Origin of the sequence: Paenibacillus pectinilyticus (assembly GCF_001700435.1) — a bacterium.
Classification (GTDB): Bacteria; Bacillota; Bacilli; order Paenibacillales; family NBRC-103111; genus Paenibacillus_E; species Paenibacillus_E pectinilyticus.
The window spans coordinates 1-13799 of sequence record NZ_LYPC01000008.1 but is presented as its reverse complement, the minus strand read 5'-3'; the positions used below and the strand labels follow the sequence as shown (position 1 = coordinate 13799).

Below are 13799 nucleotides of genomic sequence, written 5' to 3'. Positions count from 1 at the left end.
TTCTACCAGTTTAAGCCATATGGTAAAAAGGTGATCCGACAAGGGGGATGCCATGAAAACAGCGAGAATGTTCTCCATACTTATCTATTTATTAAAGAAAAAATTAGTTTCTGCCGATGAACTAGCCAATGAATTCGAAGTAAGTACAAGAACGATCTATCGAGATATGGATGCTCTATCAGCAATCGGAATCCCTATTATTTCTTATCTAGGTAAAAATGGTGGTTTTACTTTAATCGATAACTATCAACTCGATAAATTTACATTTAATGAAGAAGAAAAGAGATTTTTATTAGAAGGTTTAGTATTAAAAAGTGAGTTATTCGATAATCAGCAATTATCCGTGTTACAAAGAAAAATAGAGCTTTTGAAAGAAAATAAGGAAGAATTTCATTCTTCGATTACAATAACATCATCTACCTTACACCGAGAATCGATAGAAGAAGAAACCAAATTAAAAATAAAAAAAGTGCTCTCTATCATTAATGAGGGACATAAAATGTGCATTCAATATGTATCACAAACGGCCAATATGTCGAGTAGAATTATTCAACCTTTAAAATTAAATTTTATGAATGGCAGTTGGTATTTGGAAGCTTTTTGTGAGTCCAAACAAGCTTTAAGATTATTCAAATTGACTAGGATCAGAAGTATGGAGGTCATACTTGACGACACTCGGAGCGTTTATACAGTGGAAAATGAACACTTAACGCCTAAGTCCGTAAACGTTGAGGAAATAATATTACTTTTTTCCAAAAGTGAACTTGGTAAGCTATACGATTTTTTTACGGAAGATGAACTATCCATCCTTGAAGATGGAAGTATTCAAGTAATTTTTCTTTATGACAGTGCTAAAAATATATTGCCATTTGTACTCATGTTCGGCAGGTATGTAAAGATAGTATCGCCACTATGGCTCAAACAAGCATATAGGAATGAAATAGCATTTATTTATGAAAGCTGACAGACTGTTGTCATATTATGAATGTTATATTTTCTATATTAAAACTTGTAGGAGGACATATACATGCATGCAACAGCAACTGAAAAGCTTATTTATGGCAAAAAAATAAGAACCAATAATCAACATACAGACAAAATAGGTAGTCTGTGGGAAGAATTTCTTCGTTTACAAGTAAAAGGTGATATCTATGCTGTTTATCATCATTATTCAAGTGATTTTACAGGTGATTATGACTTGCTCATTGGCTCTGAAGAAACATCTGTGGATGAAAGTAAGGTCCTCATTCTAGCAGGAAACTACCATGTTGTAGAAGTGGATCATACCGACCCACAGGGCGTCTTTCATGCTTGGGAGGATATTTGGAAAAGTGATATTCAACGAGCCTATAAAACTGATTTTGAATTCTATTCGAAAGATGGAAGTATACAAATATTTCTATCCATTTAATCAGGAATACGAAAAAGAAGCCCGCTTTAACCTCAGCAGGCTTCTTCTTCCTATCTTGTCGTACTCGTCCTTACGTCACTTTACTTACAATCTTCAAAACCGCATCCCGCGTCAACTTGTTCCCGCCAGCCGCTAGCAGTTTGACGGTCGCATGAGCTAGCGCCAACGGCACTTTGCAGAACTTCAATGCCGGCCCCTGCTTCAAATCCGCGATGTACGCATCAGCAAGTTCTAAATTGCGACGCGTGTACTGCTGCATTTCTTTGAACCCCCAGCCATCAGGGAAGAAGTTCACGCCACGTTTCCCATCCTCCAACTTATTACGGAGAATATTTACCGCTTGCAATCCTCTGCCGAAAGCAATGGCCTTATCCCGATCGGATTCCGTTCCATCATGCCATAACCATAGTTCGGACAGCATTTCGCCAACCATCCCAGCCACGCTGTAGGTATAGCGATCCAAATCTTCCTCCGTATGAATGCTCCAACCGTTTTGAACCCATTCGGACATTTCGATCGACATTTTAGCAATATACTGCTTAATGATTGGGGTTGCCGTTGACGGACAGAGAAGCAGCCACTCATCCAATCGCATCGAAACTTCCGGCAAAACGGCCTTATGCGGCGCTAGCAATTTTTTGATCGCATCGATAATATCCTCTGCTTGAAAGGCGCTATGCACACCAGCTAAGAGCTCTATTTTCAAATGGTCCGGAAGGTCCTCGTGATCCTCAATTTCATCGATGGCCCGCATGCATAAATAAGCAGATGTGACCGCCTCTTTTAATCCTGCGTCCAAGCTGCTTATCGGTATATAGAAAGTTCGGCTTGTTTGTTTCAACATGGTCATTGCATCATTCAGGGTATCGGTACTAATGGTAATTACCTCCAAGTATGTACTAGCCTTTTCGCTTATTTATAATGTTATCTCATGATAACATATTTTAATATTGTTAATCCAAAACAATAAACAAAAGTTGACCAAACTAAGCTTCACTACACAAAAGTGTCAATATTTCAGATAAATATGCATCATTTACAAACTGATCCCTTTGTTGGGAAATGTAGTAAATGACTTGAGAGCTTCGCCGTTTATTATGGATTATTCCCAAATAAATTACAAAAATAACGAAACTTCCTAATTACCTAAAAAAAGAAGGCCTCCGATGGCATTTAGATCGGTAGCCTTCTTTTACATATCAGATAAACCTGGTTTCCATCCTATTTCTTGTGACCAAAGATGTGCTTTGTGAATGATGTCCCACACGATCGGCGCTTTACCATCCACATAACTTGAACGGTCGTTCTTGAATAACTCAAATAAGCGGTGTTTTTCTTCCGCATATCTTAAACAATCTGCTGGATGGTCACGCAAATAATCTCTAAAGAGTAAATTCAACTGCTCAGAGAAGCTGCCTGCTTGCCTGACATGAAGATGCACTCTCCGATTGCCTGGCACTTCCCGAAAGTACCTCTTTGTCTGATCTGGATTGTCCTCTCGTAAAATAAAACCCACTTTTTCAATTTTGCCTCTATAGGACAAAATATCCTCAATATCCCTTACGGATAGTTTGATATCGATAATGGGTTTGGCATCCAGGCCCAACACTGATGTAGAGCCAACGTGATCAATTCGAATGGCCTGATCACCCATAGAATCCCTTAATTTCGAAGCCAAATCAACGAATTCCTGTTTCCATTGCGGATCGTGCTTGGCTATTTTCCATTGATCCTCCATCGTTAACTCCCTTATCTGCATAGATTAACTTCACTTCTCCATAGACTACAAAGGCTTATCCCAACTATACTTTTATTATAAAATCAGCTCCAAGGAGGCTTCCATTTGTTACTATCCATGCTCATATTCATCATTGCAGGGCTCGCTGAGATCGGCGGAGGCTACTTAGTTTGGCTATGGCTGCGCGAGTCCAAACCCCTTTGGTACGGCATCGTCGGAGGTTTTGTCCTCATCCTATATGGCATCATTCCAACGTTGCAAAACTTCCCTTCGTTCGGGCGCATTTATGCAGCCTACGGCGGCGTTTTCATTGTTTTGGCCGTATTGTGGGGCTGGCTCATCGATAAAAAGACACCCGACATGTACGATTGGATCGGTGCCGCGGTTTGCGTAATCGGCGTCTCGATCATGTTGTGGGCACCAAGGGGTTAGTCGTTATGTTGCAGGTGCTATATCACTCCGTAATTGGCTTCAAATCACTAAACTTAAGCAGTACCTCTCTACTGGTATCGAGATAGATCACCCTAATGTCTAGATCCCCATCATTCATTTCGAAAGAAAGAATCATGCATTTCCTGCCTCGATTTTTTGTCTTTCTTGGATTGTCTGGAGCCACAACGTAAGATCCTCCAAGACTTAAGCTTACCGTATCATTCATGTTCATCTGCAACCCTCTCTTGTTGAAATTACTAGCAATGTTCAATGAATTACTTCCGTCCCCAAACCCTCTCAATTCCCTCCAACTGATTCCCCTCAAAAATCATTCGATACACATCCGGCTTCGACGTCCCCTCCCAGAAATCGAACCCGTACGCCCTATCATAATAATTCATAATGATCGTCATGATATTTCCATGTGTACCAATGACCATGCTATTCCCCTGCTGCTCCTGCAAAAGTTTCTCAATGACAGGCACAGCCCTTTGCTGTGCTAATCGTGTAGATTCTCCGCCTTCTAAGGCGAAATCAAGATCTTCAAAAGATCTACGAATTCCCTCGTATAACTCGTCCCACGAAGAATTATAGTCCAAACCTTTAATCGAACGTTCAATAAGTTCCTCGAATTCTACGATAGGTAGAGACTTTTGTTCTGCTATATTTTGAATGGTCTGCACGGCCCTAGTATATGTACTGGAAGCCATATAATGAATATCCAGACTTGTGAATAACTCAGCAACCTGTTTGGCCGCCGCAAAACCTTCCTCCGATAATCCGCGTGTCTTCTCTTGCCCGAATTCAAAAGGCGATTCCGCATGCCTAACCATGTAAATAGTGGTTTTCATTTAGAATATCTCCTCCTACGTCGCAGCTGATCTTCACCTCATACTAGGCTTATTTTACCTAATCATTCTCTCAAAAGTCTACCATTCAGAACCTCAACGATTAAAGCTTCTTAGAGCCTCCTCCTTCCCTCATGAAAAAAGGTGTTGAAGTTCAGGAATTCATCTCCCTGCGCTCCAGCACCTGTACAAACGTCCCTATTTACCAACTAGCGTTTCCCCATGCTTCAACAGCTTCAACCCGTTCAGATCAAGTCCTCGCCGCTGCCAATCCGCCAGTAACCGATCCAACGCCTCCTTCGGCGTATCGTCCGCCAACCGAAATGCCCCATAATGCATCGGGATGAATAACTTTGCCCCAACATCAAGGAAAGCCTGAACCGCCTCTTCCGGAGACACGTGCTGCATGCCCATGAACCACTCTGGCTCATACGCGCCGATTGGCATTAACGCATAGTTTATCCCTGGAAATCTCTCACCAATCTCACGAAACCCCGCGAAATACCCACTATCCCCAGCAAAATAAATCGTATCGCCTTCGCCCACCGTATCTGCATCTGCAGCTTTCAACCCCGTCGCTCGCTTCATGATCCATCCACCCCAGAGCGAGGTATTCGTATCTGTCAGGGTACGCCTTGTCCAATGCTGCGCTGGCACAAAATGAAATTCAACACCACCAACGGTCTTACTTCCCCACCAAGGTAGTTCGATAACATCATCCCCAGACCGAAGCTTCCGAATCTTCGCACCCAAACCTTCCGGTACCAGTACAACAGGATTACCTTTTAGCTTTTTTAACGATGCCACATGTAAATGGTCATAATGCGAATGCGATAACACAATCACATCAACCGGCGGCAGCTCCTCTATCGGTAGACCTGGCTCCTCAATCCGCTGCGCGAAACCCATCTTTGTGGCCCAGACAGGATCTGTCACAATCGTTAATCCCGCTATCTGCAGGACAAAAGTGGAATGACCAATCCATGTAATCGTCACCTTATCATGATTTCGCTTCAAAAGCTCCGGCTGCTTATGCTCGGATTGCCCTACACGGAACGTCAGATCTTTGACTTTCCCCTTGCGTTCCTTCTGCCAGCGGCGAACTTCTTTCCATGTCTTCGTTTTCGCTGTTGGATCTATATTGGTATATCGCTTCTGCGCCATACATTCATCCCCATTCCTCATCTAACCTTATGTAACTACTATATCGTGCATCACAAGGGTATTACAAATCCGCTTAACCCGCACAATTCGATGTCATATTAATTAACAAATATATTTACAAAATCACAATTAACCCTCTGCTTTTAATGAAAAATACAATCCACCTTACAATCCATTGACTGTTTTTAGCAAACAGTCCTATAATTCAGTTAATAAATCAACGTTATGTAAATTTATCTAACATAAATGAGGTGAGACGATATAGCGCCCGATTTGATCATCCAATGTTTTGCTAACCCTCAATTCGACACCTTGATGGATGTCGGTATTAAAGACGGGAGAATCATCTCCCTTAGGCAGCATCTCCCTAACGACCCGAACGTGCTCAGTGCCGGTCAACTCATACAAGCTGAGGGGAGAGTACTGCTCCCCGGCTTCATAGAACCGCATATTCATCTCGATAAGGCCTTCCTCTTGAATCAAATGACGCAAGACGCTAACTCCGTCGAGCAAGCGATCGCTTCTACCTTAGAGCTTAAACGCTCTTTTACCAAAAAAGATATCGAAGCTCGTTCGATCCAAGTGATCCAACAAGCCATTGCCCACGGTGTGACCCACATGCGGTGTCATGCGGAGATTGATCCTATCGTTGGTCTGCTGAGCCTCGAAGTGATGCTAAAGCTGAAAGAACACTACCGTGACCAGATCACGCTGCAAATCGTTGCCTTCCCGCAAGAAGGCATCCAGAAACAGCCTGGCACGGAAGAACTGCTCATTCAAGCCCTACAGCTCGGTGCTGACGTCGTCGGCGGGATCACTTATCAGGATGGGGATCTGCAAGAACATCTCACCACCGTTTTTGACTTGGCAAAAGCTTTCAATAAGCCCCTAGACCTGCATGTGGATTTCTCGGACGATCCGTCCATGCTAGCCATTCTGACCATCATCCGGATGACACATGCGTATGGTATGCAAGGACGCGTAAGTGTCGGACATCTAACCTCACTCGGTTCACTTCCTTATGGAGAGGCCAGGACCATCTGCCAATCTATTGCGGAGGCCGGCATTCACGTCATGTCGCTGCCAGCGACAGACCTATACCTAGGCGGGCGTGGCGATGATCACCGTCATAGACGTGGATTAACTCCCGTGTCGCTACTCTTAGAGCAAGGCGTGAATGTGATATATGGCAGCAATAATATACAGAATCCTTTTACCCCATTTGGCACGGCAGACCCGTTAGATATTGGCATGCTCCTCGCACAGACTGCCTACATGGGCTCCAAACAGGACGTAGTCACACTCGTAGAGATGGTAACCACACGTGCCGCTCAAGCACTCGAACTTACGAATTACGGACTCCATATAGGAGCTGATGCGGATCTTGTCCTTTTGGAGGCGTCCAATTTGCGAAGCGCCGTCTACGAACGTGCTCCAAGACGATTCGTCTGGAAGCGAGGACAGCTGGTAGCTTCAACCGTGAAACAGACAACCTTTTATCATACTCAAATGAGCTCTTAATGGGGAAAGGCGGGGATTAGATGCACCTGACCGTTGAAGAAGCGTTAACCATTTATCCTTTGTCACGTGCCAAGCTAGTCGCTGGGGAGAAGGGTCTCACCCGCATATTGCGATCCGTCAATGTGATGGACGCACCTGATGCAGGCGATTGGATCAAGTCTGGCGAGATGCTGTTTACGACCGCTTTTGTCATGAAGGATCACCTGGACATGGCGCTTTCCACCTTACGGATGCTAGATGAGCGTGGCGGAGCAGGACTGGGCATCAAAGTCGGCCGCTACTGGAACGAGATCCCTCAGGAGCTCTATGATGAGGCCAATCGCTTAGAAATGCCGATCCTTGAGCTTCCCTTCGAATTTACCTTTTCTGATCAAATGGATGCCTTATTCAACGCCGAATACACGAAGACGACGAAGAAGCTGCAAACCGTCCTCGAAAAGCAAAAGCAGCTCATGCAATTCGCCCTGCGAAACAAGGAATCCTCCGATATTTTTCATATGATTTCTGGTATTCTTGGTCAACCTATTGCCGTTTTTGGCCAAGGCGGCAATGTTCTCTTCCATAACACATCGTGGTCGGAGGATATCCTCCTGCACCAATGGCCATGGACGAAAACCCCGCAGTGGGAGGGCTTTGGAGACACGAGATGCTTCCGCATCCCATTAATGGATCCGCATGGTTGTACAGGATTTTTCAAAGTGTATGTAAACTCCCCCTTGATGCTGAAGGAGGAAGAAGCCTTGTTCCACCAAGCGGCCGAAATTCTAACCTACCATCTTGGATTAGACATTCAGAAGGGCAAAAATCCCTCCCGCCTGCACACACTGAGTCAGGTGTTCCATGACTTTTTCCAACGCGAGCTCTCGTTTCACGATTTCATGAAGAACTGCAAAAGTCACCAGCTCACGGTTCTGTCCAGTACTTATCAATGCGTACTTACGACGATTTCTACGGATCAATTGGGGGCCGCTAGACTTTTGAATGAGGTGCGCCAGTCTTTTATTTATCATCCGCAGCTGCAACACTATGAGTCGGAACATTTCTATCTAACAGAAGGACTCCTTTCTATCTTCGCGCTACCGGAGGAACGGATTTTTCATAAGAAAGAGTTTCTAGCTTCACTGACCTCCTCTTTATCCCATCTGAGCTCGCGTTCTGCAACTACAGGCCTGCATTGCTGGGTCAGTCGAGCGAAGGCACAGCCTGAGGTCATTTTCGATGCTTATAACGAATGTTTAGAAACACACCGTGCCGCAGATCGCCTTCACATGACCCAAACGGTCCTGCATCACGAATCCATCGAACTATTCTCCTTATTTCAGCATCTGTCCGAAGAAGCTATGTACAGCTACTATACTTACGTTTTGGAACCTATCTATGGCACGAGCAAACATGTCGATCCTGAACTCGCCCTAACGCTTGAAGTTTACTTCGAATATGACGGATCTATTAATGAAACTAGTCGTTACCTATTCGTACATCGCAACACCGTTTCATATCGATTGGAGAAGATTGCTGATCTTTTGCAAATGGATTTCAAAAAAATGAGTGACCTGCTTCGCTTGAAGCTAGCCTTTCTTTTTCGCAATTATCTCAAAAATAAAACCTAACGAATGAACGGCCAACTAATTAACAGACTTAACTGTATGTAAAGGAGCAATAATGATGGGGCAATGGCTCAGTAATGTTCTTGTAAACGGTGACTTTCATAGCATCTTTTTGGAAAATGGCACTATCGCCCAGATCCTACCCGCCGCTCAAGCGCCGGAGGTTCCTGCTTGGGACGCACAAGGCATGCTGATGGTGCCCACGTTCAAGGATTATCACGTACATCTAGACAAAGCTTTCCCCGATGATCGATGGGTTTCTCGGCACAAGGTCGGTTCCCTATATGCTCAATTTCAAATGGAGAAGGATCTTCTAGCTCCGCTTAAAAGTGGGCAGAAAGAACGTGCGCGTAGCATCTTGCAGCAAATGTTAGCCTTCGGTACGACTCACCTTCGTGTTCACGTCGACATCGATCCCGAGATTGGACTCTCCCATCTCGCTATGGTGCGGGAGCTTCAGGAAGAATTCTTAGGGACGTTAACCATTGAGATTGTCGCCTTCCCCCAACAGGGATTGATTCGCTCGCAATCGATTAACCTCATTAATCAAGCCCTTCAGGAGGGCGCGACTATCGTAGGCGGCGTTGATCCTGCTGGTGTAGACCGAGATATCGAGGCCTGTTTGAGCGCTATTTTCGAATTGAGTGTCGCCCACGATGCCGAAGTCGATATTCACCTTCACGATCCCGGTCACCTTGGCCTGTTCACTCTGGAGCGTATTATGGATTACACCGAGCAGTCGGGTAAAATGGGCAAAGTTGCCGTCAGTCACGCCTACTGCTTAGACGAGGTATCCGAAAATGAATCCCTCGCTATAGCTCGGCGATTAGCCACACTCGACATCGCGATCATTACCAGCGTGCCGATTGATTCCGCAATGCCTCGTGTCGCGCAATTGAGGGCAGAAGGCGTCCGTGTCTATCTCGGCTCCGACCATACTGGCCTTGATGCTTGGACACCCTTCGGGTTCACAGATCAGCTCATGCGAGGCCGCAGGATGGCAGATAAGTACCGCTGGAATGACGATGAGCGGCTGCGCTCCGTTTATCCGCACCTGGGCTCTACAGCAGGGCTATTTCAAATCGGTGATCCTGCAGACTTTATCCTGCTGGCTGCCGTGAATCCCGAGCATGCCGCAGCTACAGCACCCCCACGTGAGATCGTTAGTGTTCGAGGCGTTCCTGTTGCTGGACGGCAGCTGCAGAACGCTTGGAAAATATAGAAAAAGCTCTACAAACATTTAAAGGGAATGGGGAGATTTCGAATGAAATTACTGGGGAAAACTAAAGCAGGTACAGCCGCAATTGCAACAGCCATTCTACTCACTGCTTGTGGAACGAGTACAACGTCGTCTTCTGGATCATCCGCACCTGGGACAGCATCGCCAGCCGCTGCTTCTACCTCTGGAGCAGTAACTACAGCTGCCGCAAACACGAAGGCTTCGCCTGACAAAGTCACGCAAGCCATGAGCTGGTTCGCCCAACCAGAGATGGGTGGACACTATGCGGCTCAAGTCGCACATCTCTACGAGAAAGCCGGCATCGACATCACGCTTCAACAAGGTGGGCCTCAAGTATCCAACGTTCAGCTCGTCGCTGGCGGCAAGGTCCAATTCGCCATGGCTAATGCCGATGAAGTCGTACTAGCCCGCAAAGAAGGCATTCCCGTCAAAGTCATCTATGCCAATTTGCAAACCAACCCGCAAAACCTCATCTTCCACAAAGACTCCGGAATCAAGAAAATCGAAGACTTAAACGGCCGCAAAGTGTACACCGCGATCGGCTTCCCGTTCTGGCAGTATATCAGTTACAAATATAAGCTTAACAATGTCCAAATCCAGAACTACACAGGCTCCCTGGCCGGCTTTACCGCGGATAAAGACTCCGTCACGCAAGGCTTTGCCACTAATGAACCCTATGTCCTCAAAAAACAAGGCGTCGATGTCGACTGGTTCCTGAACGCTGACCTCGGCTATAACCCGTATGGTAACGTCGTGATTGCCACTGATGATTTTATCAAGAAGAATCCTGATCTGATCAAACGTTACATCAAAGCAACCAGCGAAGGCTGGGATTACTACTACGCTCACGGTGACGAAGTAAATAACGCCCTCAATGGCGTTAACAAAGATTACGACATCGATCACCTCAAGTCTGCGCAAGCCGTGGCCAAAGACTTCATCTTCGGCGGCGATGCCAAAGAGCATGGTGTCGGCTACATGTCCGACGAACGTTGGACAACGCTCGTTAGCCAAATGAAAGAAGCCGGCATGATCAAAGAGGACATCCCGGTGAAAGATTTGTACACGGATGAGTTTTTACCGACGAAATAAGCGGTTAACGCGCCATGTGCAACAAAAAGAGGCATGTAGATGCCTCTTTTTGTTGTGTCTGCTGCCCTCCACCTGAAGGCCGCTTCGCTTTATATAAACTCAACATAACATTGTGGGGGTGGAGACACCACAAATGTATATTGGCTGCGAGAGAATATCTTACTCCCTACTAGCACCTCTTTCTCATCGTATGACGCAATAAGTCCGCCACCCGCCATTCTTCCATCAATCATTACCATGATGTATTGTCCATACAACATGACATTATGAAAATCACAATCACGATATATTGTACTCATAAACCTCCTCCAAACACGAGCTGATCTTAATCCATTTTTTGAAATTGGCAATTTCGTTATATCTTTTATGTATGCTAAAAATGTCATGGATTCTCATCCTCGGATGGGGAATTTCTATTCAATTAGGTTTACAAATAATGTGTACATCGAAAGATAACGAAAAGGAAACAACTGTGGGAAACTAAGGTGTAACGGCGTTTAGATATGAATATTATTGATATGGAAAATAAGGGATTTTAACGTGCTCGATTTTCACACCGGTGGGCTTAATGAGGATATCCTTATCAGCCAGAGTCTTCGTAGGAAATTGAATCGTACCACTTCCATCATAATAAATAGGCTTACCTTGTTCGTTTTTCATCTTTCATCCTCCTGTAATATAAATAATACAGAATAAACTTATCATTTCCGTGTGAGTTATACAATACATTTTTAGCAACTGCTATTTTAACGTTTGAACCCTCTGTGGACTCTCTTTCCAGCCCGCTTTAATGATGCAATACGAACGGTCGAATCCTTCCTCGGGCTCTCTTCCCTGCTTGACTTAAATGAAAAAAAGACCACCCGAAGGTGATCTTTTTCATTTAAGCGGGCGGCGGGAATACTCCAAATTCCGATTGTACTTGCTTCCTACGGAAGCATCTAGCGGTAAATTTGGACGCTCGTCCTACTCAGGTTGATTCAGAGATGCATATACGGACGGTCGAACCCTTCCCCGGGCTCTCTTCCCTACCTGACTTAAACGAAAAAAGACCACCCGGAGGCGGTCTTTTTTCATTATAAGCGGGCGGCGGGAATCGAACCCGCGCGATCAGCTTGGAAGGCTGAAGTTCTACCATTAAACTACGCCCGCAAAAAATGGCGCGCCCTGAGAGATTCGAACTCCCGACCTTTTGATTCGTAGTCAAATACTCTATCCAGCTGAGCTAAGGGCGCGTATGAAATTTGAAAGTGCNGCGGCGGGAATCGAACCCGCGCGATCAGCTTGGAAGGCTGAAGTTCTACCATTAAACTACGCCCGCAAAAAATGGCGCGCCCTGAGAGATTCGAACTCCCGACCTTTTGATTCGTAGTCAAATACTCTATCCAGCTGAGCTAAGGGCGCGTATGAAATTTGAAAGTGCCGAAGACCAGACTTGAACTGGTACGGTAGTCACCTACCGCAGGATTTTAAGTCCTGTGCGTCTGCCGATTCCGCCACTCCGGCTAATATAAAATGAAGGCACCACCCAGATTCGAACTGGGGGTAAAGCTTTTGCAGAGCTCTGCCTTACCACTTGGCTATGGCGCCTTAGTAAGAATGGAGCGGAAGACGGGGATCGAACCCGCGACCCTCGCCTTGGCAAGGCGATGCTCTACCGCTGAGCCACTTCCGCAGGGTACCTCAGACACATGAATGTGTTTGAGGATTTAATGCGCGTAGAGGGACTTGAACCCCCACGGTCACCCGCTAGATCCTAAGTCTAGTGCGTCTGCCAATTCCGCCATACGCGCATGTTGTAAAGAAGGCAAATGGTGAGTCATGTAGGATTCGAACCTACGACACCCTGATTAAAAGTCAGGTGCTCTACCAACTGAGCTAATGACTCATATTTTGGAAAAAATGGCGGAGCTGACGGGATTCGAACCCGCGGTCTCCTGCGTGACAGGCAGGCATGTTAGGCCACTACACCACAGCTCCAAATATATAATGGTGGAGGCTGACGGGATCGAACCGCCGACCCTCTGCTTGTAAGGCAGATGCTCTCCCAGCTGAGCTAAGCCTCCATGGGAATAAATCTTTTGGGTAATTTTAGTGGTGACCCGTAGGGGACTCGAACCCCTGTTACCTCCGTGAAAGGGAGGTGTCTTAACCACTTGACCAACGGGCCTTAAAATGGCTCCCCGAACAGGACTCGAACCTGTGACAACTCGATTAACAGTCGAGTGCTCTACCAACTGAGCTATCAGGGAATAATGGTGGAGCCAAGCGGGATCGAACCGCTGACCTCCTGCTTGCAAGGCAGGCGCTCTCCCAGCTGAGCTATGGCCCCATTAGTGAAGGACTGACAAAAAAAATACCCACAAGGGGCACTGCTTGGCAACGTTCTACTCTCCCAGAACCCTGCGGTTCAAGTACCATCGACGCTGGAGGGCTTAACGGTCGTGTTCGAGATGGGAACGCGTGGGTCCCCTCCGCCATCATCACCAAACAGTCAAAGCGTTTTGTTGCGCCTTGAAAACTAGATACGAAACGCACGTAAAGTTTGAATTACTTAGGATTTTCTGGGCCCCAATCAAGTACTCGGAATTCGCTACAAAGCTTATCTTCACTTGGTTGGGATACAGTAGAGAGACTTTAATCTACGATTAAAGATCCCTATATATGGTTAAGCCCTCGACCGATTAGTATTCGTCAGCTGCATACGTTACCGCACTTCCACCTCGAACCTATCAACCTCGTCGTC

The 13799-nt window shown here is 45.8% G+C and carries 13 protein-coding genes, 14 tRNA genes and 2 rRNA genes; 7 read left to right on the top strand and 22 right to left on the bottom strand.

What is annotated here, in order from left to right:
- The first annotated feature begins 52 nt into the window (after positions 1-52).
- A complete protein-coding gene (locus tag A8709_RS01860) occupies positions 53-964 on the top strand; it encodes a helix-turn-helix transcriptional regulator (RefSeq protein WP_065850507.1) in 912 nt (303 codons plus the stop codon).
- Between the two features lie 63 nt (positions 965-1027).
- Positions 1028-1411: a GyrI-like domain-containing protein gene (locus A8709_RS01855; RefSeq protein ID WP_065850506.1), complete on the top strand. Its 384-nt coding sequence runs from the start codon at positions 1028-1030 to the stop codon at positions 1409-1411.
- Between the two features lie 70 nt (positions 1412-1481).
- On the opposite strand, the gene A8709_RS01850 is transcribed toward A8709_RS01855, so the two are convergent.
- Positions 1482-2261: a squalene/phytoene synthase family protein gene (locus A8709_RS01850; protein ID WP_065850519.1), complete on the bottom strand. Its 780-nt coding sequence runs from the start codon at positions 2259-2261 to the stop codon at positions 1482-1484.
- A gap of 342 nt (positions 2262-2603) precedes the next feature.
- On the bottom strand, positions 2604-3149 hold the full coding sequence (locus A8709_RS01845; protein ID WP_065850505.1) for a GrpB family protein: 546 nt from the start codon (positions 3147-3149) through the stop codon (positions 2604-2606).
- Positions 3150-3266: 117 nt separating this feature from the next.
- Between A8709_RS01845 and A8709_RS01840 the strand changes: the two genes are divergently transcribed.
- Positions 3267-3581: a YnfA family protein gene (locus A8709_RS01840; protein WP_084224599.1), complete on the top strand. Its 315-nt coding sequence runs from the start codon at positions 3267-3269 to the stop codon at positions 3579-3581.
- A 275-nt stretch (positions 3582-3856) separates the two neighbouring features.
- Here A8709_RS01840 and A8709_RS01830 read toward each other — a convergent pair whose 3' ends face one another.
- Both A8709_RS01830 and A8709_RS01825 read right to left on the bottom strand, forming a co-directional pair.
- Positions 3857-4432: a histidine phosphatase family protein gene (locus A8709_RS01830; protein WP_065850502.1), complete on the bottom strand. Its 576-nt coding sequence runs from the start codon at positions 4430-4432 to the stop codon at positions 3857-3859.
- A gap of 195 nt (positions 4433-4627) precedes the next feature.
- Positions 4628-5593, bottom strand: a complete 966-nt coding sequence (locus A8709_RS01825) for an MBL fold metallo-hydrolase (protein ID WP_065850501.1) — start codon at positions 5591-5593, stop codon at positions 4628-4630.
- 273 nt (positions 5594-5866) lie between these two features.
- Between A8709_RS01825 and A8709_RS01820 the strand changes: the two genes are divergently transcribed.
- Genes A8709_RS01820 through A8709_RS01805 form a run of 4 tightly spaced genes read left to right on the top strand, consistent with a single transcriptional unit; the run spans position 5867 to position 11053 of the window.
- A complete protein-coding gene (locus A8709_RS01820) occupies positions 5867-7114 on the top strand; it encodes an amidohydrolase family protein (protein WP_244163068.1) in 1248 nt (415 codons plus the stop codon).
- Between the two features lie 20 nt (positions 7115-7134).
- Positions 7135-8724 carry a PucR family transcriptional regulator gene (locus A8709_RS01815; protein ID WP_065850500.1) on the top strand — a complete coding sequence of 530 codons (1590 nt, stop codon included), beginning with the start codon at positions 7135-7137 and terminating at the stop codon, positions 8722-8724.
- A gap of 55 nt (positions 8725-8779) precedes the next feature.
- Positions 8780-9943 carry an amidohydrolase family protein gene (locus A8709_RS01810; RefSeq protein WP_065850499.1) on the top strand — a complete coding sequence of 388 codons (1164 nt, stop codon included), beginning with the start codon at positions 8780-8782 and terminating at the stop codon, positions 9941-9943.
- A 42-nt stretch (positions 9944-9985) separates the two neighbouring features.
- On the top strand, positions 9986-11053 hold the full coding sequence (locus A8709_RS01805) for an ABC transporter substrate-binding protein (RefSeq protein WP_065850498.1): 1068 nt from the start codon (positions 9986-9988) through the stop codon (positions 11051-11053).
- Positions 11054-11142: 89 nt separating this feature from the next.
- Here A8709_RS01805 and A8709_RS01800 read toward each other — a convergent pair whose 3' ends face one another.
- The 18 genes from A8709_RS01800 to A8709_RS01720 form a co-directional block, all read right to left on the bottom strand.
- Entirely contained in the window at positions 11143-11439 is a 297-nt protein-coding gene (locus A8709_RS01800; protein ID WP_141692384.1) for a hypothetical protein, read from the bottom strand.
- A gap of 124 nt (positions 11440-11563) precedes the next feature.
- Positions 11564-11713 carry a hypothetical protein gene (locus A8709_RS34365; RefSeq protein ID WP_167356971.1) on the bottom strand — a complete coding sequence of 50 codons (150 nt, stop codon included), beginning with the start codon at positions 11711-11713 and terminating at the stop codon, positions 11564-11566.
- A gap of 421 nt (positions 11714-12134) precedes the next feature.
- A tRNA-Gly gene (locus A8709_RS01795) sits at positions 12135-12205 on the bottom strand.
- A gap of 6 nt (positions 12206-12211) precedes the next feature.
- Positions 12212-12288, bottom strand: a tRNA-Arg gene (locus tag A8709_RS01790).
- Positions 12289-12304: 16 nt separating this feature from the next.
- Positions 12305-12374: transfer RNA gene (locus A8709_RS01785), tRNA-Gly, on the bottom strand.
- Between the two features lie 6 nt (positions 12375-12380).
- Positions 12381-12457, bottom strand: a tRNA-Arg gene (locus tag A8709_RS01780).
- 16 nt (positions 12458-12473) lie between these two features.
- Positions 12474-12559, bottom strand: a tRNA-Leu gene (locus A8709_RS01775).
- A gap of 13 nt (positions 12560-12572) precedes the next feature.
- Positions 12573-12643 (bottom strand) — tRNA-Cys (locus A8709_RS01770).
- Positions 12644-12653: 10 nt separating this feature from the next.
- Positions 12654-12728 (bottom strand) — tRNA-Gly (locus tag A8709_RS01765).
- A gap of 38 nt (positions 12729-12766) precedes the next feature.
- A tRNA-Leu gene (locus A8709_RS01760) sits at positions 12767-12846 on the bottom strand.
- Between the two features lie 19 nt (positions 12847-12865).
- A tRNA-Lys gene (locus tag A8709_RS01755) sits at positions 12866-12941 on the bottom strand.
- 15 nt (positions 12942-12956) lie between these two features.
- Positions 12957-13033: transfer RNA gene (locus tag A8709_RS01750), tRNA-Asp, on the bottom strand.
- A 10-nt stretch (positions 13034-13043) separates the two neighbouring features.
- Positions 13044-13119: transfer RNA gene (locus tag A8709_RS01745), tRNA-Val, on the bottom strand.
- A gap of 29 nt (positions 13120-13148) precedes the next feature.
- Positions 13149-13223, bottom strand: a tRNA-Glu gene (locus tag A8709_RS01740).
- Between the two features lie 6 nt (positions 13224-13229).
- Positions 13230-13305 (bottom strand) — tRNA-Asn (locus tag A8709_RS01735).
- Between the two features lie 4 nt (positions 13306-13309).
- Positions 13310-13385, bottom strand: a tRNA-Ala gene (locus tag A8709_RS01730).
- A gap of 42 nt (positions 13386-13427) precedes the next feature.
- Positions 13428-13544, bottom strand: a 5S ribosomal RNA gene (rrf, locus tag A8709_RS01725).
- Positions 13545-13717: 173 nt separating this feature from the next.
- A 23S ribosomal RNA gene (locus A8709_RS01720) occupies positions 13718-13799 on the bottom strand; the annotation flags it as partial.

Bases quoted from the DNA above. Each gene is read 5' to 3' on its own strand.
- A8709_RS01860 (WP_065850507.1), top strand. From the start codon at position 53: ATGAAAACAGCGAGAATGTTCTCCATACTTATCTATTTATTAAAGAAA.
- A8709_RS01855 (WP_065850506.1), top strand. From the start codon at position 1,028: ATGCATGCAACAGCAACTGAAAAGCTTATTTATGGCAAAAAAATAAGA.
- A8709_RS01850 (WP_065850519.1), bottom strand. From the start codon at position 2,261: ATGACCATGTTGAAACAAACAAGCCGAACTTTCTATATACCGATAAGC.
- A8709_RS01845 (WP_065850505.1), bottom strand. From the start codon at position 3,149: ATGGAGGATCAATGGAAAATAGCCAAGCACGATCCGCAATGGAAACAG.
- A8709_RS01840 (WP_084224599.1), top strand. From the start codon at position 3,267: ATGCTCATATTCATCATTGCAGGGCTCGCTGAGATCGGCGGAGGCTAC.
- A8709_RS01830 (WP_065850502.1), bottom strand. From the start codon at position 4,432: ATGAAAACCACTATTTACATGGTTAGGCATGCGGAATCGCCTTTTGAA.
- A8709_RS01825 (WP_065850501.1), bottom strand. From the start codon at position 5,593: ATGGCGCAGAAGCGATATACCAATATAGATCCAACAGCGAAAACGAAG.
- A8709_RS01815 (WP_065850500.1), top strand. From the start codon at position 7,135: ATGCACCTGACCGTTGAAGAAGCGTTAACCATTTATCCTTTGTCACGT.
- A8709_RS01810 (WP_065850499.1), top strand. From the start codon at position 8,780: ATGGGGCAATGGCTCAGTAATGTTCTTGTAAACGGTGACTTTCATAGC.
- A8709_RS01805 (WP_065850498.1), top strand. From the start codon at position 9,986: ATGAAATTACTGGGGAAAACTAAAGCAGGTACAGCCGCAATTGCAACA.
- A8709_RS01800 (WP_141692384.1), bottom strand. From the start codon at position 11,439: ATGACATTTTTAGCATACATAAAAGATATAACGAAATTGCCAATTTCA.
- A8709_RS34365 (WP_167356971.1), bottom strand. From the start codon at position 11,713: ATGAAAAACGAACAAGGTAAGCCTATTTATTATGATGGAAGTGGTACG.